The sequence below is a fragment of the Cupriavidus sp. FW305-27 genome, from assembly GCF_058787995.1.
This window is the reverse complement of the sequence record NZ_JBYTAG010000020.1, coordinates 39,704-65,040: the sequence shown is the minus strand read 5'-3', so window position 1 is coordinate 65,040 and position 25,337 is coordinate 39,704. Positions and strand designations below refer to the sequence as shown.

At 64.7% G+C, this 25,337-nt stretch carries 26 protein-coding genes; 16 read left to right on the top strand and 10 right to left on the bottom strand.

Features of this window, described 5'->3' with window-relative positions:
* Positions 1 to 57: 57 nt before the first annotated feature.
* The 8 genes from bamA (at position 58) to AC3WRI_RS12275 (ending at position 8,232) form a co-directional block, all read left to right on the top strand.
* A complete protein-coding gene (gene bamA, locus AC3WRI_RS12310; protein ID WP_231881344.1) occupies positions 58 to 2,391 on the top strand; it encodes an outer membrane protein assembly factor BamA in 2,334 nt (777 codons plus the stop codon).
* Positions 2,392 to 2,414: 23 nt separating this feature from the next.
* On the top strand, positions 2,415 to 2,942 hold the full coding sequence (locus AC3WRI_RS12305; protein WP_010809592.1) for an OmpH/Skp family outer membrane protein: 528 nt from the start codon (positions 2,415 to 2,417) through the stop codon (positions 2,940 to 2,942).
* Positions 2,943 to 2,995: 53 nt separating this feature from the next.
* Complete coding sequence (lpxD, locus tag AC3WRI_RS12300; protein ID WP_010809591.1) at positions 2,996 to 4,087, top strand: UDP-3-O-(3-hydroxymyristoyl)glucosamine N-acyltransferase; 1,092 nt, start codon at positions 2,996 to 2,998, stop codon at positions 4,085 to 4,087.
* Positions 4,088 to 4,099: 12 nt separating this feature from the next.
* A complete protein-coding gene (gene fabZ, locus AC3WRI_RS12295) occupies positions 4,100 to 4,549 on the top strand; it encodes a 3-hydroxyacyl-ACP dehydratase FabZ (RefSeq protein ID WP_010809590.1) in 450 nt (149 codons plus the stop codon).
* Between the two features lie 134 nt (positions 4,550 to 4,683).
* The gene (gene lpxA, locus AC3WRI_RS12290) at positions 4,684 to 5,487 is read left to right on the top strand and encodes an acyl-ACP--UDP-N-acetylglucosamine O-acyltransferase (protein WP_010809589.1); all 804 of its coding nucleotides are present in this window, start codon (positions 4,684 to 4,686) and stop codon (positions 5,485 to 5,487) included.
* 87 nt (positions 5,488 to 5,574) lie between these two features.
* Positions 5,575 to 6,708: a lipid-A-disaccharide synthase gene (gene lpxB, locus AC3WRI_RS12285; RefSeq protein WP_371258342.1), complete on the top strand. Its 1,134-nt coding sequence runs from the start codon at positions 5,575 to 5,577 to the stop codon at positions 6,706 to 6,708.
* Positions 6,708 to 7,424: a ribonuclease HII gene (rnhB, locus tag AC3WRI_RS12280; RefSeq protein ID WP_492293377.1), complete on the top strand. Its 717-nt coding sequence runs from the start codon at positions 6,708 to 6,710 to the stop codon at positions 7,422 to 7,424. The genes lpxB and rnhB overlap by 1 nt, the downstream gene beginning before the upstream one ends.
* 25 nt (positions 7,425 to 7,449) lie before the next feature.
* Positions 7,450 to 8,232 (top strand): TrmH family RNA methyltransferase, encoded by a 783-nt coding sequence (locus AC3WRI_RS12275; RefSeq protein WP_492293376.1) that lies wholly within the window; start codon positions 7,450 to 7,452, stop codon positions 8,230 to 8,232.
* A gap of 51 nt (positions 8,233 to 8,283) precedes the next feature.
* On the opposite strand, the gene ppsR is transcribed toward AC3WRI_RS12275, so the two are convergent.
* Positions 8,284 to 9,087 (bottom strand): posphoenolpyruvate synthetase regulatory kinase/phosphorylase PpsR, encoded by an 804-nt coding sequence (gene ppsR, locus AC3WRI_RS12270; protein ID WP_010809585.1) that lies wholly within the window; start codon positions 9,085 to 9,087, stop codon positions 8,284 to 8,286.
* A 397-nt stretch (positions 9,088 to 9,484) separates the two neighbouring features.
* On the opposite strand from ppsR, the gene ppsA reads away from it, so the two are divergent.
* The 3 genes from ppsA (at position 9,485) to AC3WRI_RS12255 (ending at position 13,477) form a co-directional block, all read left to right on the top strand.
* A complete protein-coding gene (ppsA, locus tag AC3WRI_RS12265) occupies positions 9,485 to 11,869 on the top strand; it encodes a phosphoenolpyruvate synthase (protein ID WP_010809584.1) in 2,385 nt (794 codons plus the stop codon).
* A 152-nt stretch (positions 11,870 to 12,021) separates the two neighbouring features.
* Positions 12,022 to 12,444 carry an NfeD family protein gene (locus AC3WRI_RS12260; protein WP_010809583.1) on the top strand — a complete coding sequence of 141 codons (423 nt, stop codon included), beginning with the start codon at positions 12,022 to 12,024 and terminating at the stop codon, positions 12,442 to 12,444.
* A 100-nt stretch (positions 12,445 to 12,544) separates the two neighbouring features.
* The gene (locus AC3WRI_RS12255; RefSeq protein ID WP_010809582.1) at positions 12,545 to 13,477 is read left to right on the top strand and encodes an SPFH domain-containing protein; all 933 of its coding nucleotides are present in this window, start codon (positions 12,545 to 12,547) and stop codon (positions 13,475 to 13,477) included.
* A gap of 40 nt (positions 13,478 to 13,517) precedes the next feature.
* Here the strand turns inward: AC3WRI_RS12255 and smpB are convergent, their stop codons facing one another.
* Positions 13,518 to 13,970, bottom strand: a complete 453-nt coding sequence (gene smpB / locus AC3WRI_RS12250; RefSeq protein ID WP_010809581.1) for an SsrA-binding protein SmpB — start codon at positions 13,968 to 13,970, stop codon at positions 13,518 to 13,520.
* A gap of 178 nt (positions 13,971 to 14,148) precedes the next feature.
* Between smpB and AC3WRI_RS12245 the strand changes: the two genes are divergently transcribed.
* Positions 14,149 to 14,586 carry a type II toxin-antitoxin system RatA family toxin gene (locus AC3WRI_RS12245; RefSeq protein ID WP_010809580.1) on the top strand — a complete coding sequence of 146 codons (438 nt, stop codon included), beginning with the start codon at positions 14,149 to 14,151 and terminating at the stop codon, positions 14,584 to 14,586.
* Complete coding sequence (locus AC3WRI_RS12240; protein ID WP_010809579.1) at positions 14,573 to 14,920, top strand: RnfH family protein; 348 nt, start codon at positions 14,573 to 14,575, stop codon at positions 14,918 to 14,920. The genes AC3WRI_RS12245 and AC3WRI_RS12240 overlap by 14 nt, the downstream gene beginning before the upstream one ends.
* Before the next feature lie 55 nt (positions 14,921 to 14,975).
* Here AC3WRI_RS12240 and AC3WRI_RS12235 read toward each other — a convergent pair whose 3' ends face one another.
* Positions 14,976 to 15,497, bottom strand: a complete 522-nt coding sequence (locus tag AC3WRI_RS12235; RefSeq protein ID WP_492293375.1) for a DUF4124 domain-containing protein — start codon at positions 15,495 to 15,497, stop codon at positions 14,976 to 14,978.
* Positions 15,498 to 15,700: 203 nt separating this feature from the next.
* Positions 15,701 to 16,660, bottom strand: a complete 960-nt coding sequence (locus AC3WRI_RS12230) for a DMT family transporter (protein WP_041687398.1) — start codon at positions 16,658 to 16,660, stop codon at positions 15,701 to 15,703.
* A 124-nt stretch (positions 16,661 to 16,784) separates the two neighbouring features.
* On the opposite strand from AC3WRI_RS12230, the gene guaB reads away from it, so the two are divergent.
* The 3 genes from guaB to guaA all read left to right on the top strand — a co-directional run bounded on the left by guaB (position 16,785) and on the right by guaA (position 20,661).
* Positions 16,785 to 18,248: an IMP dehydrogenase gene (gene guaB, locus AC3WRI_RS12225; protein ID WP_010809576.1), complete on the top strand. Its 1,464-nt coding sequence runs from the start codon at positions 16,785 to 16,787 to the stop codon at positions 18,246 to 18,248.
* A 195-nt stretch (positions 18,249 to 18,443) separates the two neighbouring features.
* Entirely contained in the window at positions 18,444 to 19,067 is a 624-nt protein-coding gene (locus tag AC3WRI_RS12220; protein WP_010809575.1) for a membrane protein, read from the top strand.
* Positions 19,042 to 20,661, top strand: a complete 1,620-nt coding sequence (guaA, locus tag AC3WRI_RS12215; RefSeq protein ID WP_010809574.1) for a glutamine-hydrolyzing GMP synthase — start codon at positions 19,042 to 19,044, stop codon at positions 20,659 to 20,661. The genes AC3WRI_RS12220 and guaA overlap by 26 nt, the downstream gene beginning before the upstream one ends.
* 355 nt (positions 20,662 to 21,016) lie before the next feature.
* Here guaA and AC3WRI_RS12210 read toward each other — a convergent pair whose 3' ends face one another.
* From AC3WRI_RS12210 to AC3WRI_RS12185, 6 genes are all read right to left on the bottom strand, one after another.
* Positions 21,017 to 22,720, bottom strand: a complete 1,704-nt coding sequence (locus tag AC3WRI_RS12210) for a SulP family inorganic anion transporter (RefSeq protein WP_011615463.1) — start codon at positions 22,718 to 22,720, stop codon at positions 21,017 to 21,019.
* 417 nt (positions 22,721 to 23,137) lie between these two features.
* On the bottom strand, positions 23,138 to 23,272 hold the full coding sequence (locus AC3WRI_RS12205; protein ID WP_255266298.1) for a hypothetical protein: 135 nt from the start codon (positions 23,270 to 23,272) through the stop codon (positions 23,138 to 23,140).
* A 54-nt stretch (positions 23,273 to 23,326) separates the two neighbouring features.
* A complete protein-coding gene (locus AC3WRI_RS12200) occupies positions 23,327 to 23,743 on the bottom strand; it encodes a DoxX family protein (RefSeq protein ID WP_231881343.1) in 417 nt (138 codons plus the stop codon).
* Positions 23,744 to 23,825: 82 nt separating this feature from the next.
* Complete coding sequence (locus AC3WRI_RS12195; protein ID WP_492293374.1) at positions 23,826 to 24,278, bottom strand: hypothetical protein; 453 nt, start codon at positions 24,276 to 24,278, stop codon at positions 23,826 to 23,828.
* Positions 24,279 to 24,461: 183 nt separating this feature from the next.
* A complete protein-coding gene (locus tag AC3WRI_RS12190) occupies positions 24,462 to 25,028 on the bottom strand; it encodes a hypothetical protein (RefSeq protein ID WP_492293373.1) in 567 nt (188 codons plus the stop codon).
* A complete protein-coding gene (locus tag AC3WRI_RS12185; protein ID WP_492293372.1) occupies positions 25,025 to 25,336 on the bottom strand; it encodes a hypothetical protein in 312 nt (103 codons plus the stop codon). Before AC3WRI_RS12185 ends, AC3WRI_RS12190 begins: the two co-directional genes overlap by 4 nt.
* Between the last annotated feature and the right edge of the window lies 1 nt (position 25,337).

The window sequence follows — 25,337 nt, the reverse complement described above, 5'->3', positions numbered from 1 at the left end:
GTCGCCAGGGACGCCATTTGCCAGGCGCAGTCCGAAGGCATCGGAGCGCAATCCTGGATGGAATCAAAGAGGGGATCAACATTGATCAGACATAAGCGCATTTCGCTGGGCTTGCTGGCGAGTGCCGTTATTGCAGCCTGGAGCCCGGCGGGCTGGGCTGCCGATCCGTTCGTCGTCAGGGACATCCGCGTTGAGGGCCTGCAACGCGTCGAGCCGGGTACCGTGTTTGGCTACCTGCCAGTGCGCGTCGGTGAGACCTTCACCGATGACAAGGGCGCCGACGCCATCCGTGCCCTCTACAATACCGGCTTCTTCAAGGACGTGCAGATCCGCGCCGAGGAAGGCGTGCTGGTGGTCCAGGTCGAAGAGCGGCCGGCGATCTCGCAGCTCGAATTCGTCGGCATCAAGGAATTCGACAAGGACACGCTGCGCCGTTCGCTGCGTGCCGTTGGCGTGGCCGAAGCCCGTTACTACGACAAGGCACTGATCGACAAGGCCGAGCAGGAGCTCAAGCGCCAGTACGTCGCGCGCGGCTACTATGCCGCCGACGTGCAGACCACGATCACGCCGGTGGACCGCAACCGTGTCTCGGTCGTGTTCAACGTGGATGAAGGCCCGGTCGCCAAGATCCGCCAGATCAACATCGTCGGCAACAAGGCTTTCAAGGAAGGCACGCTGCGCGACGAGATGCAGCTGTCCACGCCGAACTGGCTGTCCTGGTACACCAAGAACGACCTGTATTCCAAGCAGAAGCTGACCGCCGACCTGGAAGCGCTGCGCTCGTTCTACCTGAACCGCGGCTACCTGGAGTTCGCGATCGAGTCGACCCAGGTGTCGATCACGCCGGACAAGAAGGACATCTTCCTGACGCTGAACATCAAGGAAGGCGACCAGTACAAGGTGTCCGACGTGCGCCTGGCGGGCGAGCTGCTCGGCAAGCAGGAGGAAATGGAAAAACTGCTGCAGCTGAAGAAGGGCGATATTTTCTCGTCCGAGAAGCTGACGCAGAGCACCAAGGCCATCACCGACCTGCTGGGCACCTACGGCTACGCGTTCACCACCATCAACCCGCAGCCGCAGATCGACAAGGAAAAGCGTGAAGTCGCGCTGACCCTGATGGTCGACCCGGGCCGCCGCGTCTACGTGCGCCGCGTCAACGTGGTGGGTAACAGCAAGACCCGCGACGAAGTGGTGCGCCGCGAGATGCGCCAGATGGAAAGCTCGTGGTTCGACAGCGAGAAGCTCACGCAGTCGCAAGCCCGTATCAACCGTACCGGCTACTTCACCGACACCAACATCACCACCGAGGACGTGCCGGGCGCGCCCGACCAGGTCGATGTGAACGTCAACGTGACTGAAAAGCCGACCGGCCAGATCAGCCTGGGCGTGGGCTTCTCGTCCACCGACAAGCTGGTGCTGCAGGCCGGCCTGCGCCAGGACAACGTGTTTGGCTCCGGCACCAGCCTGGGCCTGGACGTGAACACGGCCAAGTCGTTCCGTACCATCGCGCTGACGCAGTACGACCCGTATTTCACGGTGGACGGCATCAGCCGCTCGACCGACATTTACTACCGTACTTCGCGCCCGCTGTACTACACCGGCGACCAGGACTACAAGATCGTGTCCGCCGGTGGTGGCTTCAAGTTCGGCGTGCCGTTCTCGGAAGTCGATACGGTGTTCTTCGGCATCGGCTATGAACGGACCCAGGTGTATACCTCGGTCAACACGCCGAGCCAGTACACCGACTGGCTGAACAAGATCGGCAAGAGTTCCGGCGACGGCATCAACAACTTCCCGTTCACCATCGGCTGGGCACGTGACCGCCGCGACAGCGCGCTGGTGCCGACCAAGGGCCCGTACACCCAGGCCAACCTGGAAGTCGGGCTGCCGGGCGGCGATACGCAGTACTACCGCGCCAGCGTGCAGCAGCAGTACTTCTATCCGATCTCGAAGTCCTTCACGCTGGCACTGAACGGCGAAGTCGCGTACGGCCACGGCTATGGCAACACGCCGTTCCCGGTGTTCAAGTACTTCTACGCCGGTGGTATCGGCTCGGTGCGTGGCTACCAGACCAGCACGCTGGGCCCGAAGGACCAGAATGGCAACCCGGTGGGCGGTGCCTCGAAGATGATCGGCAACGTCGAGTTCATCTTCCCGCTGCCGGGCTCGGGCGTGGACCGCACGCTGCGCCTGTTCACGTTCTTTGACTTCGGTAATGTCTACCAGGAAGGTCAGCCGCTGAGCTTCAGCGAGCTGAAGTACTCGACTGGCTTTGGCATGTCGTGGTTGTCGCCGATTGGCCCGCTGAAGATCAGCATGGGCTTCCCGCTCAATCGCGACACCAATGACAAGGTCCAGCGCTTCCAGTTCCAGATCGGCACGGCATTCTGATTCTGATAAAGGATCTGTTTCAAATGATTACAACATCCAAACTGGTCAAATCCCTGGGCGCCGCCGCGCTCGCCACCGCTGCCATCTGCGCCGCGGTGCCGGCCTCGGCCCAGGAGGCGCGCATTGCCGCCGTGAACTCCGAACGCATCCTGCGCGACTCGCAGCCGGCCAAGGCTGCCCAGGTCAAGCTGGAGCAGGAATTCTCCAAGCGCGACCGCGAGCTGCAGGACATGGCCCAGAAGATCAAGGGCATGGCCGACAAGCTCGACAAGGACACGGCCGTGCTGGCCGACTCCGACCGCCAGCGCCGCCAGCGCGAAGTGGCCGACCTTGACCGCGAGTTCCAGCGCAAGCAGCGCGAGTTCCGCGAGGACCTGAACCAGCGCCGCAATGAAGAACTGGCACAGGTGCTGGAGCGCGCCAACCGCGTGATCCGCCAACTGGCCGAGCAGCGCAAGTACGACCTGATCGTGCAGGAAGCGGTATACGTGAACCCGCGCATCGACATCACCGACGACGTGATGAAGGCGCTGAACGCCGGCGCCCGCTAAGCCGCACCGGTCCTCACGTTCCTTCGTCTTTCGTTTTTTTAGGAAGTACCGCCATGCAGACACCCACACTGGGTCAGCTCGCCACCGAGAACGGCGCGCAGGTTGTGGGTGACCCCGACCTGGCGATCGTCGGCCTGGCTCCCCTGGACCAGGCCGGACCGGGCGAGCTCTCGTTCCTGTCCAATCCGCTCTACCTGCAGCAGGCGCTGGATTCGCAGGCCGGCGCCGTGATTGTCTCGGCAGCCGACCTCGAGCGCGTTCGCGCCGAGGGCAGGGCCGACGGCCGCAACTGGCTGGTGGCGCGCAATCCCTACGTATGCTTTGCGCGCGTGGCGCAGCGTTTTGACCGCGCGGCCAACACCGATACCCGCACCGGCATCGATCCGCGCGCGACCGTGGCGCCTGACGCGGTGGTGCCGGCTTCGTGCTACATCGGCCCCAACGTGGTGATCGAGCGCGGTGCGCGCCTGGGCGAGCGGGTGCGCATCCTGGCCAACGGCTATGTCGGCGCGCAGGCAGAGATCGGCGACGATTCGCTGCTCTATGCCAACGTTTCGGTCTACCACGATTGCGTGGTCGGCGCCCGCGCCATCCTGCACAGCGGCGTGGTGATCGGCGCGGACGGCTTTGGCTTTGCGCCGGACATCGGCGCAACCGGCGTGGAATACGTAAAGATCCCGCAAACGGGACGCGCGGTGCTGGGCAATGACGTGGAGGTCGGCGCCAATACGGCAATCGACCGCGGCGCCATGGCCGACACCGTGATCGAGGACGGCTGCAAGATCGACAACCAGGTCCAGATCGCGCATAACGTGCGTGTCGGCGCCCATACGGTGATCGCAGGCTGCGCCGCGGTATCAGGCAGCACGCGCATCGGGCGCTTCTGCGTGATCGGCGGAGCGGCCAATTTTTCCGGCCACCTGAATATTGCCGACCGCACCACGGTGTCGGGCGGCACCTCAATTACCAAATCCATTACCAAGCCCGGGGGGCATTTCACCAGCGTCTTCCCGTTCCTGCCGCACGGCGAGTGGGAGCGCAATGCAGCCATCGTGCGCGGCCTGACCAGGCTGCGCGAACGGGTGGTGGCGCTGGAACGCCGCCTGCGCGGCCAGGCCGCCGGGTCCCAACCCTCACAAGACTAAAGAGAAATCATCATGAGCGCGGCCGAAATCGATATCCGCAAGATCCTCAAACTGCTGCCGCACCGGTACCCGTTCCTGCTGGTGGACCGTGTGCTGGAGTTCGAGGCGCAGAAGCGGATCAAGACGCTGAAGAATGTCACCATCAACGAACCGTACTTCCAGGGCCATTTCCCGGAACAGCCGGTGATGCCGGGCGTGATGATCCTGGAAGCGCTGGCGCAGTCGGCCGGCCTGCTGACCTTCGGCGCCGACATGGAGCGCAAGGAAGGCGCGCTGTACTACTTTGTCGGCATCGACGGGGCCCGCTTCAAGCAGGTGGTGTACCCGGGCGACCAGCTGCACATGAACGTGACAGTCGAACGCTATATCCGCGGCATCTGGAAGTTCAAGGCGTTCGCCACGGTGGACGACAAGGTGGCCTGCGAGGCGGAGCTGATGTGCACCGTGAAGCAGGCCGAGTGAGGCCGCGCGCGGCCGGCGGCAGCGCCGCCGGCTGACTGCCGTGCCCCCGTGCAGCGGGGGCAAGCGGCCCGGACGGGAACCTTTGCCGCGCGCATTGGCCCATCCTTCACCAGACACACCACAGGACAGGACGTATGACGCAAATCCACCCCACCGCGCTGGTCGACCCGAAAGCAGAGCTGGCATCCGACGTGACCGTCGGCCCGTTCTCTATCGTCGGCCCCAACGTGCGGATCGGTAGCGGCACCCGGGTCGGCTCGCATACGACGGTCGAGGGTTACACCACGATCGGCGAGGGCAACACGATCGGTCCTTATGCATCGGTCGGCGGCGTGCCGCAGGACATGAAGTACCGCAACGAGCCGACCCGGCTCGAGATCGGCGACCGCAACACCATCCGCGAATTCACCACGATCCACACCGGCACGGTGCAGGACCGCGGCCTGACCAGCCTCGGCAACGACAACTGGATCATGGCCTACGTGCATATCGCGCATGACTGCACGGTCGGCAACCACACCGTGTTTTCCAGCAACGCGCAGATCGCCGGCCACGTTGAAGTGGGCGACTGGGCGATCCTGGGCGGCATGAGCGGCGTGCACCAGTTCGTGCGCATCGGCGCCCATGCGATGCTGGGCGGCGCCTCGGCGCTGGTGCAGGACGTGCCGCCGTTCGTGATCGCCGCGAGCGACAAGAGCGGCAACAAGGCTACGCCGCACGGCGTCAACGTCGAGGGGCTGCGCCGCCGCGGCTTCGACGCGGGCCAGATCGCCGCGCTGCGCCAGGCCTACAAGCTGCTTTACAAGTCCGACCTCAGCTTCGATGAGGCGCGCAATGAGATCACCGCCTTGCTGGGCCAATCCGATGCCGGCACTGCGGCGCCGCTGCGCGCGTTCGTCGACTTCCTTGCCGCCACCCAGCGCGGCATCGTACGCTGAGACCGGACCGCAATGGTCGACGCCGCAATTCGGGGTGGCTTGTCCACAGGCAACGGTAGCGCCGCGGGCAAGCGCGGCACCATCGCCATGGTGGCCGGCGAGGCCTCGGGCGACCTGCTGGCATCGTTGATGATGGGCGGGCTGCAGTCCCGCCTGGGCGATACGGTCGAGTACGCCGGCATCGGCGGCAAGCGCATGATGGCGCAGGGCTTCACCTCGCGCTGGCCGATGGAAACACTGTCGGTCAACGGCTATGTCGAGGTCCTGGGCTCGCTGCGCGAGATCCTGGCCACGCGGCGCGCGGTGCGCGACTGGCTGCTGGCCAATCCGCCGCAATGCTTTATCGGGGTTGACGCCCCGGACTTCAATTTCGGCCTGGAAGTGCCGCTGCGCCGTGCCGGCATCCCGGTGGTGCATTTTGTCAGCCCGTCGATCTGGGCCTGGCGCGGCGGGCGCATCCGCACCATCGCGCGCGCGGTGGACCACATCCTGTGCCTGTTCCCGTTCGAGCCGGAGATCTACGCCAAGGCCGGAATCCCGGCCACCTACGTGGGCCATCCGCTGGCTGACGTGATCCCGATGGTGCCCGACGTCGCCGGCGCGCGCGCCGAACTCGGCCTGCCGGCCGGGCACCGCATCGTCGCCGTGCTGCCGGGCAGCCGCCAGTCCGAAGTGCGCAACCTCGGCGCCACCTTCTTTGCCGCCATGGCTCGCATGCAGCGCATGGACCCGAACCTGGCGTTCGTGCTGCCGGTGGCGAGCGCGCAGCTGCGCGGCATCGTCGAGGAACTGCACGCGCAGTATCCAGAACTGCGCCTGACCATCGTCGACGGCAAGTCGCACCAGGCGATGGAGGCGGCCGACGTGGTGCTGCTGGCCAGCGGCACCGCCACGCTGGAAGCGGCGCTGTACAAGAAGCCCATGGTGATCTCGTACAAGGTGCCCTGGCTGACCGCGCAGATCATGAAGCGGCAGGGTTACCTCCCGTACGTGGGATTGCCTAATATCCTTTCAGGGCGCTTCGTCGTGCCGGAACTGCTGCAGGACGATGCCACGCCCGAGGCGCTGGCCCGCGAAACGCTGCTGCAGCTCAACGACGAGGGCAACACCGCCTTCCTCTACGAGCATTTCACCCGCATGCACGAGACGCTGAAGTGCAATACCGCGCAACTGGCCGCCGATGTAGTGGTGGATCTGATGCACAGCCGGGGGACCGTCTGATGGCGCGCCGCAATGCCGCTTCTCCCCAGATGGGCCTCGATCTCGCCCCGGCCGCTGCCGCCGTGCAGCGCCTGTGCGGCGTTGACGAAGCGGGCCGCGGCCCGCTGGCCGGGCCGGTCTATGCCGCCGCGGTGATACTGGACCCGAAGCGTCCGATTCGCGGGTTGGCCGACTCCAAGATCCTGACTGCCGCCAAGCGCGAGCAGCTCTACGAAAAGATCTGCGAACGCGCGCTGGGCTGGCATATCGCCTTTGCCACGGTCGAGGAGATCGATACGCTCAACATCCTGCACGCGAGCATGCTGGCAATGCAGCGTGCCGTGCAGGGGCTGGCCGCCAGCGGCATCGTGCCGGATCTGGTGCAGGTCGATGGCAATCGTTGCCCGCAGGTGCCGTTCCCGGTGGAAGCCATTGTCCAGGGCGATGCGCTGGTCAAGGCGATCTCGGCCGCGTCGATCCTGGCCAAGGTGGCGCGCGACCGCGAGCTGAGAGTGCTGCACGAGCGCTATCCGCAGTACGGCTTCGATTCGCACGTCGGCTATGGCACGCCGCAGCATCTGGCTGCGCTGGCTGAGTTCGGCGCCACGCCGCACCACCGCCGTTCGTTTGCGCCGGTGCGCGAGGCGCTGGCCCGGCTGCCCATGTCCACCGCCATGCCCGCCACCGCGGAAGTCATCGAGCCTGTCGCGACGGCATCCGTCACGGCCGCGCAGTGAAGGGCACCCAGACCATCTCCGCATCGTGAAGCACGTCACCTCGCGCGACAACGCGCTGTTCAAGCATCTGAAGGCCCTGGCCACTTCCACGCACCAGCGCCGCAAGGCAGGGCAGTCGCTGCTCGACGGCGTCCACCTGGCGCAGGCCTATGTGGCCGCGCGCGGCCAGCCCGTCACCTGCGTGGTGTCGGAACGGCACTACGACCATGCCGAGGTGGCGCCGGTGCTGGCGCTGATCGAGGCCGAGCGCGTGGTGGTGCTGGCCAATGCACTGTTCACGCAGATCAGTGGCGTGGTCAATGGCATCGACCTGATGCTGGTGATCGAGACGCCGGTCGGCCACCTGCCGGCGCGAATCGAACAAGACTGCATCATCCTGGACGGGGTGCAGGATGCCGGCAATGTCGGCTCAATCCTGCGCAGCGCCGCCGCCGCCGGCATCCAGCATGCCTTCCTTGCCACCGGCTGTGCCTTTGCCTGGTCGGTCAAGACGCTGCGTGCCGGCATGGGCGCCAACTTTCACCTGAATATCGTCGAGCACTGCACGCTTGAGTCGCTGGCGCCGCGCCTCGCGGTGCCGCTGCTGGCGACTTCGTCGCACGCCGATGCCGCGGTATTCGATACCGATCTGCGCGGGCCGGTGGCCTGGGTGGTTGGCAACGAGGGGGCAGGGGTCAGCGACGGCTGGATGGCGCATGTCACGCGCAAGGTGGGCATCCCGCAACCGGGCGGGCTGGAATCACTGAATGTCGCGGCGGCGACCGCCATCTGCCTGTTCGAGGCAGTGCGCCAGCGGCGCGCCGCCTGAGGCTGCGCCGGCAGCGCAAGAAAAAAAGCGGCCTGAACGGCCGCTTTTTTCTTAGTAGTTGTCGCGATCGACCTTGATCTCCTGCAGGATCGTGGTCGCGATCTCTTCAATCGATTTGTGCGTGGAAGAGAGCCATTTGATCCCTTCGCGCCGCATCATCGCCTCGGCCTCGTTGACCTCGTAGCGGCAGTTTTCCAGCGCCGCATACTTGCTGCCGGGGCGGCGCTCGTTGCGGATCTCGGTCAGGCGCTGCGGATCGATCGACAGGCCGAAGATCTTCGGCTTGAACGCATACAACGCCGACGGCAGCCGGCCGCGCTCGAAATCGTCGGGGATCAGCGGGTAATTGGCCGCCTTCAGCCCGTATTGCATGGCCAGGTAGAGGCTGGTCGGGGTCTTGCCGCTGCGCGATACGCCCACCAGGATCACATCGGCTTCTTCCAGGTTCTTGTGTGACTGGCCGTCATCATGCGCCAGCGAGAAGTTGATCGCCTCGATCCGGTTTTTGTAAGCCTCTGTGTCAGCGTTCTGGTGGAAGCGGCCGATGGCGTGAGTCGACTTCAGCCCCAGTTCTTTCTCAAGCGGCTCGATGAAGGTCTGGAACATGTCCAGGATCATCGCCTTGGCGCGGCGCAGTGCCTTGTTCGCTTCCTGGTTGACCAGGGTGGTGAAGACGATGGGCGGCACGCCTTCGTTGTGGAATGCCTCATTGATCTTGCCGACGGCGATATGTGCCTTTTCCGGGGTATCGACGAAGGGCATGCGCACCTTGCGGAAGCGCATCTCGAACTGGGCCAGGATGGAGTGGCTGAACGTCTCCGCCGTGATGCCGGTGCCATCCGAGACGATGAACACGGTGCGGACCGCAGGGCGCTCGCTGGCCTGGGGCGCGGGAGCGGAGGGGGATTCAGGCTGCGTTCCAGGCTGGGACCCGGGCGTCGCCGTTCCGGGCGCTTCTGGCAGGGACATGGGGATGGCGCAATAAATAAATAGATTCAATCTTCCGCAGAAAAGTGCGGCGCAGCACGGTAGAATAGCGGCGATCTTTTCGCTAAGCAATTCCGCAGGGTGCCTGTCCATGGAACAATCCGGGCCCGGAATTGTCGACAATCTGCGCTACGCGATGAGAGCCGTAGCGCCAGGTCCGCAGCGCCAGTTCGGGGTTGCTTAGCCAAGCGATCAGTCCGGGAACAGAACTCCAAGAACATACCGGACATGCGCGACAAGTTTTCTACTTTGTTTTGAGGCTCTCATGACTAACCAGGCAGATAACGGCGCCTACGTGTTGCCGTTCGAGCAGTTGCGCATGGCTGACGTGGAAATCGTCGGCGGTAAGAATTCGTCGCTGGGCGAGATGATCTCCCAGCTGGCGGAGGCCGGCGTCCGGGTTCCCGGCGGCTTTGCCACCACCGCGCTCGCCTTCCGCGACTTCCTTGCCCACAACAACCTGACCGAGCGCATTTCCCAGCGCCTGAAGACCCTGAACGTCGACGACGTCAAGGCGCTGGCCGAGGCCGGTGCCGAGATCCGCGAGTGGGTCGCCTCCGCGCCGTTCCAGCCGCGCCTGGAACAGGAAATCCGTGAATCCTACGCCCGCGTGGCCGAGCGCGAAGGCGCCGAGGCCTCGTTCGCCGTGCGTTCGTCGGCCACCGCCGAAGACCTGCCCGACGCCTCGTTCGCCGGCCAGCAGGAGTCCTACCTGAACGTCAGCGGCATCGACGACGTGCTCGACAAGATCAAGCACGTGTTTGCGTCGCTGTACAACGACCGCGCCATTTCCTACCGCGTGCACAAGGGCTTTGCCCATGACGTGGTGGCACTGTCCGCCGGTATCCAGCGCATGGTCCGTTCGGACCTGGCCGCTTCGGGCGTGATGTTCACCATCGACACCGAATCCGGCTTCCCCGACGTGGTCTTCATCACCTCCAGCTACGGCCTGGGCGAAACGGTGGTGCAGGGCGCGGTCAACCCGGACGAGTTCTACGTCTTCAAGCCGACGCTGCAGGCCGGCAAGTACCCGATCATCCGCCGCTCGATCGGCTCCAAGCTGATCAAGATGGAATTCACCAAGCCGGGCGAAGCCGGCCGCGTGAAGACCGTCGACGTGCCGGGCGAACTGCGCAACCGCTACTCGATCAGCGACGAGGACGTGACCGAGCTGTCCCGCTACGCGATGATCATCGAGAAGCACTATGGCCGCCCGATGGACATCGAGTGGGGCAAGGACGGCAAGGATGGCAAGATCTACATCCTGCAGGCCCGCCCGGAAACGGTGAAGAGCCAGTCCGCCGGCAAGGCCGAGCTGCGCTTCAAGCTCAAGGGCACCGCTCCCGTGCTGACCAGCGGCCGCGCCATCGGCCAGAAGATCGGCACCGGCCCGGTGCGCGTGATCAACGACCCGTCCGAGATGGAACGCGTGCAGCCCGGCGACGTGCTGGTGGCTGACATGACCGACCCGAACTGGGAGCCGGTGATGAAGCGCGCCTCGGCCATCGTCACCAACCGTGGCGGCCGTACCTGCCACGCGGCCATCATCGCGCGTGAACTGGGCGTGCCGGCCGTGGTCGGCTGCGGCGATGCCACCGACATCCTCAAGGACGGCACGCTGGTGACGGTATCGTGCGCCGAAGGCGACGAAGGCCGCATCTACGACGGCCTGCTGGAAACCGAAGTGACCGAAGTCCAGCGTGGCGACATGCCGGAAATCGATGTCAAGCTGATGATGAACGTGGGCAACCCGCAGCTGGCGTTCGACTTCGCGCAGATCCCGAACTGCGGCGTCGGCCTGGCCCGCCTGGAATTCATCATCAACAACAACATCGGCGTCCACCCGAAGGCCATCCTCGACTACCCGCAAGTCGATGCCGACCTGAAGAAGGCCGTGGAAAGCGTGGCCCGCGGCCATGCCAGCCCGCGCGCGTTCTACGTCGACAAGCTGGCCGAGGGCATCGCCACCATCGGCGCGGCCTTCTACCCGAAGCCCGTGATCGTGCGCCTGTCGGACTTCAAGTCCAACGAGTACAAGAAGCTGATCGGCGGTTCGCGCTACGAGCCGGACGAGGAAAACCCGATGCTGGGCTTCCGCGGCGCCTCGCGCTACATCGCCGACGACTTCGCCGAAGCGTTCGAGATGGAATGCAAGGCCATGAAGCGCGTGCGCGACGAAATGGGCCTGACCAACGTCGAGATCATGGTGCCGTTCGTGCGTACGCTGGGCCAGGCCGAGAAGGTCATCGAGCTGCTGGCCAAGCACGGCCTGAAGCGGGGTGAGAACGGCCTGCGCGTCATCATGATGTGCGAAGTGCCGTCGAATGCGATCCTGGCCGAAGAGTTCCTGCAGTACTTCGACGGCTTCTCGATCGGCTCGAACGACCTGACCCAGCTCACGCTGGGCCTGGACCGCGACTCCGGCATGGAGCTGCTGGCCAAGGACTTCGACGAACGCGATCCGGCAGTGCGGTTCATGCTGTCGCGCGCCATCGAGGCCTGCCTCCGCCTGGACAAGTACGTCGGCATCTGCGGCCAGGGCCCTTCGGACCATCCGGACTTTGCCGAATGGCTGGCCAAGGAAGGCATCAAGTCGATCTCGCTGAACCCGGACTCGGTGGTCGAGACCTGGCAAAAGCTGGCTTCCTGAAGCATTTGACGTCACAATAACGACATTGCCGGCGCCTTCTGGCAGCCGGCAGGCACCGGCCCTGCGTCAGGTGTTGCTACTGCCCCGCAGACGCTGAAAGGCGCTGCGGGGTTTTTACTTTTCGGGATGTATCTGGACGAACGGGAGCTTGGATGGCGTACTACATCTGGTTCGTGGCAGCGGTCGCGCTGGTGATCATCGAGATGAACACCGGCACCTTCTACCTGCTGATGGTGGCGGTGGGGCTGGCCGCCGGCGGCGTGGGGGCCTTGCTGGGATTGTCGCCGGCCGCGCAGACGCTGGTGGCGGCGCTGGTCGCTGCGGTGCTGATCGCCGGCCTGCGCCGCACCCGCTTTGGCAAGCTGCGGCGCGGCAACGCCGCCGCCGATCCCAACGTCAATATCGATATCGGCCAGGAGCTGGACGTGCCCGGCTGGGACGCCAACGGGCGCGCCCGCGTGCCGTACCGCGGCGCCGACTGGACCGTGGAGCTGGCGCCCAACTGTGCCGCCGCACCAGGACGCCACCGCATCGTCGCGGTGCGCGGCAGCACCCTGGTCGTGTCTCCCCGCTGAAACCCTGTCTTATTGCGCAGCGCGGCAATTGTCGCGCTGCGATCCGTCTGCCGCCGCCTGGCGGCTCCGTACTGCTGTCTTCTGTCTGGAGGGTCGTTACATGCTCGCATTTCAGCTTGGTTTGTTGCCGCTGATCATCCTCATTGCCGTTATCGTGCTGATTGCCAAGGGCATCAAGATCGTGCCGCAGCAGCATGCCTGGGTGCTCGAGCGCCTGGGCCGCTATCACGCGACGCTGACGCCGGGGCTGTCGATCGTGGTGCCGTTCGTCGACCGCGTCGCCTACAAGCACGTGCTCAAGGAAATCCCGCTGGACGTGCCCAGCCAGGTCTGCATCACCAAGGACAACACCCAGCTGCAGGTCGATGGCGTGCTGTACTTCCAGGTCACGGACCCGATGAAGGCATCGTATGGATCGAGCAACTTCGTGGTGGCGATCACGCAGCTGTCGCAGACCACGCTGCGCTCGGTGATCGGCAAGCTGGAGCTCGACAAGACCTTCGAGGAGCGCGAGTTCATCAACCACAGCGTGGTCAACGCGCTGGACGAGGCCGCATCCAACTGGGGCGTCAAGGTGCTGCGCTACGAGATCAAGGACCTGACCCCGCCCAAGGAGATCCTGCACGCGATGCAGGCGCAGATTACCGCCGAACGTGAAAAGCGCGCGCTGATCGCGGCGTCGGAGGGCAAGCGCCAAGAGCAGATCAACCTGGCCACGGGCGCGCGCGAGGCGGCGATCCAGAAGTCAGAGGGCGAGCGGCAGGCCGCCATCAACACGGCCCAGGGCGAGGCGAGCGCGATCCTGGCGGTGGCCGAGGCCAACGCGCAGGCGATCCAGAAGATCGGCAATGCGATCCGCACCGAAGGTGGCATGGATGCGGTCAACCTGAAGGTGGCCGAGGAATACGTGGCCGCGTTCGGCAACCTGGCCAAGCAGGGCAATACGCTGATCGTGCCGGGCAATATGGGCGACATGAGCAGCATGATCGCGGCCGCCCTGCAGATCGTGAAGGGGCAGCAGAAGGCTGCCTGAAGGGGCTGACGGACACGCCGCGGCAGCGCGGCGCCGGGGCTCAGTCCTTGGCGTCGCCCTTCATGATGCGGGCCTTCTCGCGCTGCCAGTCGCGCTGTTTCTCGGTCTCGCGCTTGTCGAACTGCTTCTTGCCCTTGGCCAGGCCGATCTCGCATTTGACGCGGCCGCGCGTGTAGTGCAGGTTCAGCGGGACCAGCGTGTAGCCGCGCTGCTCGACCTTGCCGATCAGCTTCTTGATCTCGTCGGCCTTGAGCAGCAGCTTGCGGGTGCGCACCGGGTCGGGATTGACGTGGGTGGAGGCGCTTTGCAGCGGACTGATATGGGCGCCGATCAGGAACATCTCGGCGTCGCGCACCACCACGTAGCCCTCCTTGATCTGCACCCGCCCGGCGCGGATTGCCTTGACCTCCCAGCCTTCCAGCACGATCCCGGCCTCATAGCGCTCCTCGATGAAGTAATCGAAGAAGGCCTTTTTGTTATCTGCAATGGTCATGCGTGCGGGTGGGGTGCGGTAGGGTGGAATTCAGCCGTTTCGCTGCGGCGCCACATGGCAGGATGCCGCGGGGCGCGCGTGTCGGCTAAAATCCGAATTCTAGCAAACCAGCCCCGGCACAGGCGCATGCCTGCCGCGCACAGCGTGCGGCATGGCCGCAAGCCAGATTTTCCCATACATGGCAGACGTCCATAAATCCGTACTGCTCGGCTACTCGGCCGCGCAGATGTACGACCTGGTCACGCGCGTGGAGGACTATCCCAAGTTCCTTCCATGGTGCGGTGGCGTGGAGGTGTTCGAGCAGACCGATACCATGCTCGACGCCAAGATCCATATCCACTTCAAGGGGATCCAGCAGTTCTTCCACACCCGCAATACGCAGGAACGCCCCACCCGTATCGACATGACCTTTGCCGACGGGCCGTTCAAGACCTTCAACGGCGCATGGCGCTTTACGCCCCTGCGCGAAGACGCCTGCAAGATCGAATTCCACCTGCACTATGAGTTTTCCAGCCTGCTGCTGGAAAAAATCATCGGCCCGGTCTTCAGCATGATTGCCAATACCTTTGTCGACGCCTTCGTCAAGCGGGCCGAGGTGGTCTATGTCGCCAACTGACGCCGGCGCGGGGACGGTGCATATCGCGGTCTGCTATGCGCGGCCCGATAGTGTCTTCCTGAAGGAGATCGACGTGCCAGCCGGCACCACGATTGCCGCGGCCATAGTCGGCTCCGGGCTGCAGCAGGCCTGTCCGGAGGTGGACCCGTCGACCATGCGGGTGGGCATCTTCGGCAAGCTCAAGACGCCGGAGACGGTGGTGCGCGAAGGCGACCGCGTGGAGGTTTACCGGCCCTTGACCGCCGATCCCAAGCAGGCGCGCCGCAAGCGGGTGCAGAAGCAGCGCGCGGGCGGCACGCGCGAAGGCCAGAAGTGGTTGCGCGGCAGCGGTTGAGCCGAGCCATGCCAGGCATGCAAACGGGGCCGATGCGCCCCGTTTTTCTTTGGTTTCAGCTGCAGTTCTTCTCGAGGCTGGCGTTGGTCTTGAGCACCTCGGCCTGGCGTTGGTCGCTGTTCAGGTGTTGCAGCGAACCGTCCGGACCCGCCACCGCGGCGCGCATGCCTTGCTGCAGGCCGTTGGCGTAGTTGCGCAGCTGCGCGCAGCGGGCCTCGCGCTCGGCCGCCTCGCTTTCCTTGCGGGCCTCTTCGGTAGCGGCTTTCAGGCTGGCCTCGCGGCGCTTCTGGAAGGCTTCTTCGGGGGTCGGCGCCGGGGCCGCGGCGGGCTTGGCCGAGGCCTTGGCCGGAGCCGGGGCAGCAGGGGCGGGCGCCCCGGCATTGGCGGCCTCCACCGGCTGGAGCTCGCCGGCAAAGCGGCCCGGGGCACGCAGCACCCTGGCTGCCGCCGCTGACGGCGGCACGTCGCTGTAGACCATGCGGCCGTTGGCGTCGCGCCATTGCCAGTAGGCAAGGGCCTGGACGGGAACGGCGAAAGTGGCGGCGGCAAGCAGGCACAGCGCGGACGATCGTTTCATGGCGAGGCGTCTTAAAGTGACTCGGAAGTAACTGGTGCGGCTGGAATCGTGCTGGGCCGCCGGCTGCGCGCATGGCGATGCCGCGGCAGGACAGCCGCGGCGATGGCTTGGCGTCCGCCCGGTATCAGGTGCGTAGCGCCGGTTTGACCCTGGTAAAGCTGTTGTTCGTGGCGCGTGTGACCCCCGCGCCATCGTTCGCTAGTCTACGCAGACTTGTCGGTGGCGTGCAAGCGCACCGACCAGGCCACGCCGACCATCAGCAACACAATGGCGGCGATTTCCAGCGGCCGCGGCCAGCGGTGGTCGAAGACAAAGCCGTAGGCCAGCGCGAACAGCGTCTCGAACACGATCATCTGGCCCGACAGCGTCAGCGGCAGGCGCCGGCTGGCGATGTTCCACAGGTTGTTGCCAATCAGCGACGCACCCAGCGCCACTGCGGCATTGACCATCCAGAACCACTGCCAGTCACGGCCGCTGTCGCCCGCGGTCAGCGTGTCGCCAGCCAGCACCCAGCCGATCACGGCCAGCACCGCCGACACCGCGCCGGTCGACAACCCGTACAGCGCCGACCATTCATTGCCGCTGTAGTGCGGGTTGCGCTGCAGGTAGCGTGCGTTATCGACCGCGTAGAGCGTCCAGCAGACCAGCGCGCCGGCCGCGCAGCAGACCCCGGCCAGTTTCTGCCAGACCGGCCGGATTGCCGCGCCGGCTGCCGCCGCGTGGGCGCTCTGGCCGCCGCCGAACAGGTCGATATTGATGCAGGCGATGCCGGCGGCCACCACCAGCAGCGGCCACATCAGCCGCGACAGCGGCACGGCGCCGTGGTCGCGCCGGCCCATGATGGTGACCGAGATCGGCAGGATGCCGATGATCAGGGAGGTGGGGCCCACCCCGGCGAGCTGCACGCCGAAGGCCAGCAGCACGTAGTAGAGCAGGTTGCCGGTGAAGGCCTGGCGCAGCAGCGCCACGCAGTCCGCCCGGGTCAGCTTGCGCGCGATGCGCTTCATCAGCGGCAGGGCGGCCACGAAGGCGACCAGGCCGTAGGCCAGGTAGCGGCCGATGGCCAGCTCCCACGGCGAGAACACGGGCAGCAGCTTGGGGGCGATAAAGACCATGCCCCAGAAGGCGCCTGCCAGCAGCCCGCACAATACGCCGATTCCCATGCTTCGCGTTCGCCCGAATAAAAGGACGACGAGCATAGCAGACCGCTTCCAGGAAAGCCCATTGCAGTGCATCAGCAAAGCGCGCATTCCTGTATAATTCGGTTTTGCGCCTAGAGGATTTGCTATGCGTCTTGTCCAGAAAGCACTCACATTCGATGACGTGCTGCTCGTCCCGGCCTATTCGGCCGTTCTTCCCCGGGATGTCTCCCTCCGCACCAGCCTGACCCGCTCCATTGAACTGAACATCCCGCTGGTATCCGCGGCGATGGACACAGTGACGGAAGCCCGCCTGGCGATTTCCATGGCGCAGGCCGGCGGTATCGGCATCGTCCACAAGAACCTGAAGCCCGCCGACCAGGCCCGCGAAGTCGCGCGCGTGAAGCGCTATGAGTCGGGCGTGCTGCGTGATCCGATCACCATTTCGCCGGACATGAAGGTCCGCGATGTGATCGCGCTGTCGCAGCAACATGGCATTTCCGGCTTCCCGGTGCTGGAAGGCAAGGCCGTGGTCGGCATCATCACCAACCGCGACCTGCGCTTCGAGGAAGAGCTCGACGCCCCGGTGCGCGCCAAGATGACGCCCCGCGAAAAGCTGGTGACCGTGGCCGAAGGCGCGACACTGGAAGAAGCCAAGCGCCTGATGAACCGCCACCGCCTTGAGCGCGTGCTGGTGGTCAACCAGGCTTTCGAGCTGCGCGGCCTGATCACGGTGAAGGATATCCAGAAGGCAGTGGACAATCCGCTCGCCAGCAAGGACGAGCGCGGCCAGCTGCGCGTAGGCGCCGCGGTCGGCGTGGGCCCGGACAACGACGAGCGCGTCGAACTGCTGGTCAAGGCCGGCGTCGATGTGATTGTGGTGGATACGGCGCACGGCCATAGCCAGGGCGTGCTGGACCGCGTGCGCTGGGTCAAGCAGAACTTCCCGCAGGTGCAGGTGGTTGGCGGCAATATCGCCACCGGCGATGCCGCGCGTGCGCTGGTCGAGCATGGCGCCGACGGCGTCAAGGTCGGCATCGGCCCGGGCTCGATCTGCACCACGCGTATCGTTGCCGGCGTGGGCGTGCCCCAGATCACGGCGGTTTCCAACGTGGCCGAGGCCCTCAAGGGCACCGGCGTGCCGCTGATCGCTGACGGCGGCGTGCGCTACTCCGGCGATGTGGCCAAGGCCCTGGCGGCCGGCGCCCACACCGTGATGATGGGCGGCATGTTCTCGGGTACCGAGGAAGCGCCGGGCGAAACCTTCCTGTTCCAGGGCCGTTCGTTCAAGAGCTACCGCGGCATGGGTTCGGTGGGTGCGATGAAGGATGGCGCGGCAGACCGCTACTTCCAGGAAGACAACACCGCCAACGTCGACAAGCTGGTGCCGGAAGGCATTGAAGGCCGCGTGCCGTACAAGGGCTCGGTGATGGCGATCATCCACCAGCTGACCGGCGGCGTGCGTGCCTCGATGGGCTATTGCGGCAGCAAGTCGATTGCCGACTGGCACGAGAGCGCCCAGTTCGTCCAGATCACGGCAGCCGGCATGCGTGAATCGCACGTGCACGACGTGCAGATCACCAAGGAAGCGCCGAACTACCATATCGACTGACGCGCAGCGGCTGCGCCCGCCGCCTCGCGGCGGTGCGCGGCCGCAAGATCGTCGGGGCGAGGGCGCATTGCCGCGGGCGGCGCCTTCGCCTGACCGGAATGCCATCCGGCCGGCCGCTCGCCAAGCCGGTGTTGCCTGAACGTGGGCCGCACCCGCCGGCCGCACCATCGGCCGGGCCCATGACGAGGAGCGCCAATGAAGGTATTGCTGCGAGCCGTGCTGTTTTTTGATGCCCTGGTGGATTTGATGCTGGGCATCCTGCTGTTGATGTCCCCGTTCACCACGCTGTATGCGGCGCTGCAGTTGCCGCAGCCGCAACCGGCCCTGTTCGGGCAGCTGCTGGGCGTGGCACTGGTCGGCCTGGCCGCGCTGTTGTGGCAGGCAACGTTCAACGGCCAGCTGACGGTGCCAGTGGCGCGCACGGCCGGCTATGTGAACCTGGCCAGCGCAGTGCTGATCATTGCCTGGATGGTGTTCATGGAACTGCCGCTGGTCGGCGCGGGCAAGATCTGGCTGCCGGTGATGGCAGTGGTGCTGGCGTTTTTTGCGCTGGTGCAGATTCCCGCTTCCAGGCGCGTGCGCAACCGCGAAAGGCAGCTGAAGGCCGAGCGTGCGCTGCAGGAACAGGAACACAAGAAGGAAGTCCGCAAGGAACCCGGCGTCGCCCCCGCGGCGCGCCCAACGAATACCCCAGAATACCGGCGCGAGCCGGTCATCACGCCGCCGCCGGGCTATGGCCCCGGCACGGAAGTCGTGACCGAGCCCATCCCGGAAGACACGCCATCGGCCCATCATGCACGACAAAATCCTCATTCTTGATTTCGGCTCGCAGGTCACGCAGCTGATCGCCCGCCGCGTCCGCGAGGCGCACGTCTATTGCGAGATCCACCCGAACGACGTCTCCGACGACTTCGTCCGCGAGTTCGCCCCCAAGGCCATCATCCTGTCCGGCAGCCACGCCAGCACCTATGAAGACCACCAGCTGCGCGCGCCGCAGGCCGTGTGGGACCTGGGCGTGCCGGTGCTGGGCATCTGCTACGGCATGCAGACCATGGCCGTGCAGCTGGGCGGCAAGGTCGAGTGGAGCGACCACCGCGAATTCGGCTACGCCGAGGTGCGCGCCCATGGCCACACCAACCTGCTCAAGGACATCGAGGATTTCCGCACGCCGGAAGGCCATGGCATGCTCAAGGTCTGGATGAGCCACGGCGACAAGGTTGCCGGGCTGCCGCCGGGCTTCAAGCTGATGGCCTCCACCCCCAGCTGCCCGATCGCCGGCATGGCCGACGAGGCGCGCGGCTACTACGCGGTGCAGTTCCACCCCGAGGTCACGCATACCGCCAAGGGCCGCCAGATGCTGGAGCGCTTCGTGCTCGGCATCGCCGGCTGCAAGCCTGACTGGGTCATGCGCGACCATATCGAGGAAGCCGTCGCCAAGATTCGCGAGCAGGTCGGCGATGAAGAGGTCATCCTGGGCCTGTCCGGCGGCGTCGACTCGTCGGTGGCCGCGGCGCTGATCCACCGCGCCATTGGCGATCAGCTCACCTGCGTGTTCGTCGACCACGGCCTGCTGCGCCAGGACGAAGGCAAGCTGGTGATGGAAATGTTTGTCGGCCGCCTGCACGCCAAGGTCGTGCATATCGACGCCTCCGATCAGTTCCTCGGCCACCTGGCCGGCGTGACCGATCCCGAGCAGAAGCGCAAGATCATCGGCCGCGAGTTCGTCGAAGTGTTCCAGGCCGAGGCCAGGAAGCTGTCCAATGCAAAGTGGCTGGCGCAGGGCACGATCTATCCGGACGTGGTGGAGTCGGGTGGCACCAAGACCAAGAAGGCCACCACCATCAAGAGCCACCACAACGTCGGCGGCCTGCCGGAAACGCTGGGCCTGAAGCTGCTCGAGCCGCTGCGCGACCTGTTCAAGGACGAAGTGCGCGAGCTCGGCGTGGCCCTGGGCCTGCCGCCGGAAATGGTCTACCGCCACCCGTTCCCGGGCCCGGGCCTGGGCGTGCGCATCCTTGGCGAAGTCAAGCGCGACTACGCCGACCTGCTGCGCCGCGCCGATGCCATCTTCATCGAAGAACTGCGCAAGACCCTCGCCACCGAACAGGACGCCGCCGCGGGCCTGTGCGAGCCGGACCAGGTCGGCAAGAGCTGGTACGACCTGACCAGCCAGGCCTTCGCCGTGTTCCTGCCGGTCAAGTCCGTGGGCGTGATGGGCGACGGCCGTACCTACGACTACGTCGTGGCGCTGCGCGCGGTGCAGACCACCGATTTCATGACCGCGCACTGGGCGCACCTGCCGTATGCGCTGCTGGGCCGTTGCTCTAACCGAATCATTAACGAAGTACGTGGCCTGAACCGGGTTGTGTATGACGTGTCGGGGAAACCGCCGGCGACGATCGAGTGGGAGTGAAATCGGGTTCTTCGGTGACTATCGCCGGCCAGCGGAACAGGTTGGCGGCAGAACCCCAGGGCCGGATTGAAGCCCTCCCGTTCAGATGCCGCTGCGGCCGGGGTCAAGCGCGAGGATATTGAGCGTGATCGGTCAAGCCCCCAAGGCGCGTGCAAAGATCTCTGACTACCTCTCAAAGCGGTATCTGGATATCTTCCAGGCGTAGTCCAGCACGTCGCGGGTCATCACGGCATAGGGCGTCCCGCGGCGCTACCCTGTCGGGGACGCATGTCACGCAAAACACCTCTGCGAGCGGCTTGCCGTTGACTTCGAGGGGGTCCTGGGCGTTTGCCACCGATGACAGCTTCAGGCCACCCTAAGCAGGTTCCCATGTCTGGCCCAGTGACCGGACGCACTCATCCACGCTCAGTTCATGCAGTGACTCGCGCGGCAGCGTTTCGCTGGCCGCGCGTGTCAGGACAGCCAGCACGGGCGGCTTAAGCCGCACCAGCAGCAGGCGCTGGCCTTTGGCGGCCACCTCGGACGCGAAAGTATGCAGCGCCTCGATCGTCGAGCCATCGATGTCCGGCGTCTCCTCCATGCTGAAAACAAGCGTATGGAGCCCCGGCCCGGCTGCCTCGTGCAGGTGTCGCGCCCTGGCCAGCATGCGTTCCGCATTGGCGAAGAACATCGGCGCTTCCGGTCGAACGATCAGCACGCCCGACAGAGTCCGGGCCTCAGGGTGAGCCGCGATGTCAACGTAGTCGTGGCTAGAGCCAAGGCGCCCCAGTTCGCTGACTCTTGGTTCGGAGAAGCTACGCAGTGTCAGCATCAGGCTGATCCCGATTGCCACCAGCAGTCCGTCGAGCACGCCAAGCAGGACCACGGCGACACATGCGGCAACCACCAGCAGCCGGTCGCGGCGCCATGTCCAGTAGGGCCTGAATGCATCGAGACGCAACGTATGGCTCACGGCATGTATCACGATGGCCGCGAGCACGGGCTCGGGCGTGCGTGCAAGCTGCGGCAGCAGCGCGGCAACAATCAGCGCGATGACTGCTGCGGCGCACCAACCCGCCAGGCGAGACTGTGCTCCGGCTGCTTCATTTGCAGACGTGGCGGAATAGCCCGCCCCGACTGCCATGCCATGTAGCAAACCGGAGCCAATATTGGCCAGACCTAGTGCGACCAGGTCGCGGTTGGGTGAGGTCACATCACCGTACTTGAGCGCAAAGCTGCGGATCGAGCCGTACGATTCCGCATACAGGATCAGCACCAGCGCGAAGGCGAGCTCGCCAACGCGCAACCACTGTATGCGCTGCAGGTCGGGCAGGCCGATGGTGACATTTGCCAGATCAATCGTGCCCACTTCGGCAATGCCGTAGTGCGACAGATCGGTGGCATAGGCTGCTGTGATGCCCAGCACGATCACCACCAGCGGTCCCGGCACCCGCCGCAAGCGCGCCAGCGCGAACAACAAAGCCAGCGCCGCCAGGCACGCGGCGAGCGCATTGAGGTTCCAACCCGCCGATTCGTGCAGGAACTGGTAAGTGAAACGTGGCAGGTCGCTGTGCGTCGGGTGGATCCCGGCGATGCTCGAAATTTGCCTGAGAATGATAATGACCGCTAGTCCGAATGTGAAGCCGCGCAGCACCGGCTTGGCAATGAAGTCGGTAATGCCGCCCAAACGCGCTATGCCCGCCAGCACCAGGAAGACACCGGCCAGCGTCACGAACCCGGCGGCGAGCGCCAGGCGCAGCGCGGCATCGGCACCGCTCGTCGACAGCGTGGCCGCGGCCAGCACCGCAGCGGAAGATGAGGTGGCGGACACCACCGCGAAGCGGCTCGTGCCCACAATGCCGTATATCACCAGCCCGACTAGCAGGCCGACCAAGCCAGCTTGCGCAGGCAGATTGGCGATGCCGGCGTATGCAACGGCTTCCGGCAAAAGCAGACCGGCAATAGAGCAGCCGGCGATCACATCTCGCCCGAGCCGTTGGCTTCGTGTCAGCGCCACGTCATTGGCCCTGCCGGTATCCGGCGGGGTGGACGAACCGGGGGCATCAGACGCAGGACACATAGTCGATGTAGTTCGGGCGATCGGCGGTCCGCTTATTCTGCCACTGATAGATGCCATCGAAATGACTTCGGCGTCGTTGCACACGGAGCGCCCTTATGGCGACCCCGCCCCAACGATGCTCGCCAGCCAATCGAACTTGGTCCCTTCCGTCCACAGAAGTTGTGAGTGCAAGCATCACGTCTGAAGACTTGAACGTCCCATCCCTTTGGCTTGCTGACGAGGAACGCCACATGCATTCAACCCTATTCCACCAGGCAATGGCACTGACCTTGGCGGCGACCGCCATGGCCCTGTGCCATGCGCAGGAATTGCCGCTCCAGGCACCGCGCAGATCCGCGAATCGGCCGGGATCCTTTATGTTTCCGGTGGCGTCGGCACGGAAGACGTGGCGCGCATGAAAAAAACTGGCGCCGCGCTTTAATGCCAGAATCCGCTTCCAGGACAATGCCACTGGGCGTGGATGCCCGCGCCCGGCGTCCGGGTCGTCAACCGCAACCACACGTGGCCCGCCTGCGCTTCGTCGAGGCGGTTCTTCTCTGCTTCGTTGCTCATGGCGATTCTCATCTCGCAAGGTGGCGGGCGCCAGGTGCGTACCGGGCAGCCATCTTATGGGACTCTTGCTTGCATACGTGACGATTCAATGGCGAATACCACCAGCATGCCGCCCAGGATTGAGACATTCTTCAGAATGTGGTTAAGCTGATTCATGAAGTCTGCGGGATCGGCGCGCCAGAAGCCATGGAAGATGATGGTGGTGGGTACCAGGAACAGTGCAAGAAGCAGCGCGCCCAAGCGTGCGCTCCAGCCCGAGATCAAAGTCAGTCCACCACCAATTTCAACTGCGATGGTTAGCACCAGCAGCAAATCCGGGCTCGGCAGTTCAGCGCTGGCAATCCACGCAGAATAGGCCGCGAAGCTGCCAATCTTCAGGAGTCCGGAAAATAAAAAAAGAGAGCCGAGAAGCGCACGACCGACAGAGTACGTTCGTGAAACGACCGTGGGCGCGAGTGACATAGTGGTCATGACCATCTCCAAAACGAAGAGCGGTTGCAGCCAAGAGCCAGTCCCCAATTAGGAGTCCCGCTCCTTTTCCTTGCCGGTGCCGTCATCCCAAGGGCGGACCACCTTGGCCGAGCGTGGCGAGCCGCCCGAGATAATCCGTGCAGCGGCCGCTGACGGGCGAAGGATCGAACGGACGATTTTCCGGTAGCGGTGCGCCACCTTCATGAGTGCCGGGAGCTTGATCCGCTTCACGGTGCGGATGTTCAGTACTCCCTGCACGCCGGATGGCCGCGATCAGCATGTGGCTCCGCGCCGCCAGCAAAGTCTCCTCAAATCGCGCCATTGCCTCTGACAGCAGATTCAACTCGACCTGGCTCTTGGCGTCGTCCGCCTTGCAAGCATCAATCTCGGTGTAGATGCGCTTGCCGAGCTCACGCACGAGAACAGGATCGAGCTGTCCTTGAGATGCTGCGTGACTCAGGTGAAACAGCAGGGTGATCAATCCGTTCGGAGTGGAACGGGGTGGCGAAGCTGTGCTCATTTGTTGCCCCAACATTGCAGTCTCCACATTTGGCAAGCCACTGGCTATAGGATCTGGAAAATCCCGGAGTTTTGGCTACATCAAAGAAAAGATTGACAGGCCATTGGCCCGCAACGATGCGTGCCGGCTTCGTATGCGTTTGGCTGTCACGACACGTGCGCCGCCTTGCAGCCGGTGGCCTTCGCAATGAGGCCTTTCTTATGTGGGAGTCGGGTACTGGGGCGTTCGTGTCCGTGCGTGCAGCCAGTCTCGTTCCAGGTGGATCAGGTTGAAAAGAAATGTGAGGTCCATCGGCTCGGCTTCAGCCGTAATCCATTGCTCGTGATCGACGTCTTGATAAATCAGCGTCAGGTAATAGCGGCCGTGAGGCAGTTTGAGGTAGACCAGGGGACCGTCCGAGACCAGCTGTAGCAGGCGGTTGCCCTGTTCGTTGACCAGGATCAGTGTGACGCCAGAAACGGGGTTGCCTTCTGAAGGGTCCTGGAAGCTGAGCCGCACATTGAATTGGCCGGCGATAGCCTGCATTTGCCGCAAGGCTTCGCGCCCCATCCCGCCCGAGACATACCGGACGCCAGCGGATTGGTGGATTTCCGGCGGCGTTGGATGCGTTGCGAGGATCTGCGCATGGAGAAGCGGTGCGGTACCAAGGAGCAGCGCGGCGGCAGCTGCACGCTCAACCTTGCTGGCGCGCATTGCAAGTGATCGATGGTGGCTAACGGGAGCCTGGAGGTTTTCCTCGTGTCCACGCTGCAGCTTCGCGGTCATGACAATCCTCCTTTGCGGCGCGCAAAATATCGCCCGTCTATTTTGAAGCGTAGCTCGCATGCGCACTGTCCCATTGATGCATCGCAAACGAGATACCAAATACATTCAGCCGCCTTCCCCTGGGAGCTGTACTCGGTGGCGAACTCGCAGATCGCGCCGTCAGAGGTTTGTCCTGAGCCCATGTAACCGGCGATCGTGGCGGCATTACCGGAACGGGCAATGCGCACGGACGAGTGCGTGTGCGCACACCAGGCCGTATTGCCTGAGCATGCGGTATCCCAGTTCTCGATGACCGCCGACAGCTTCATG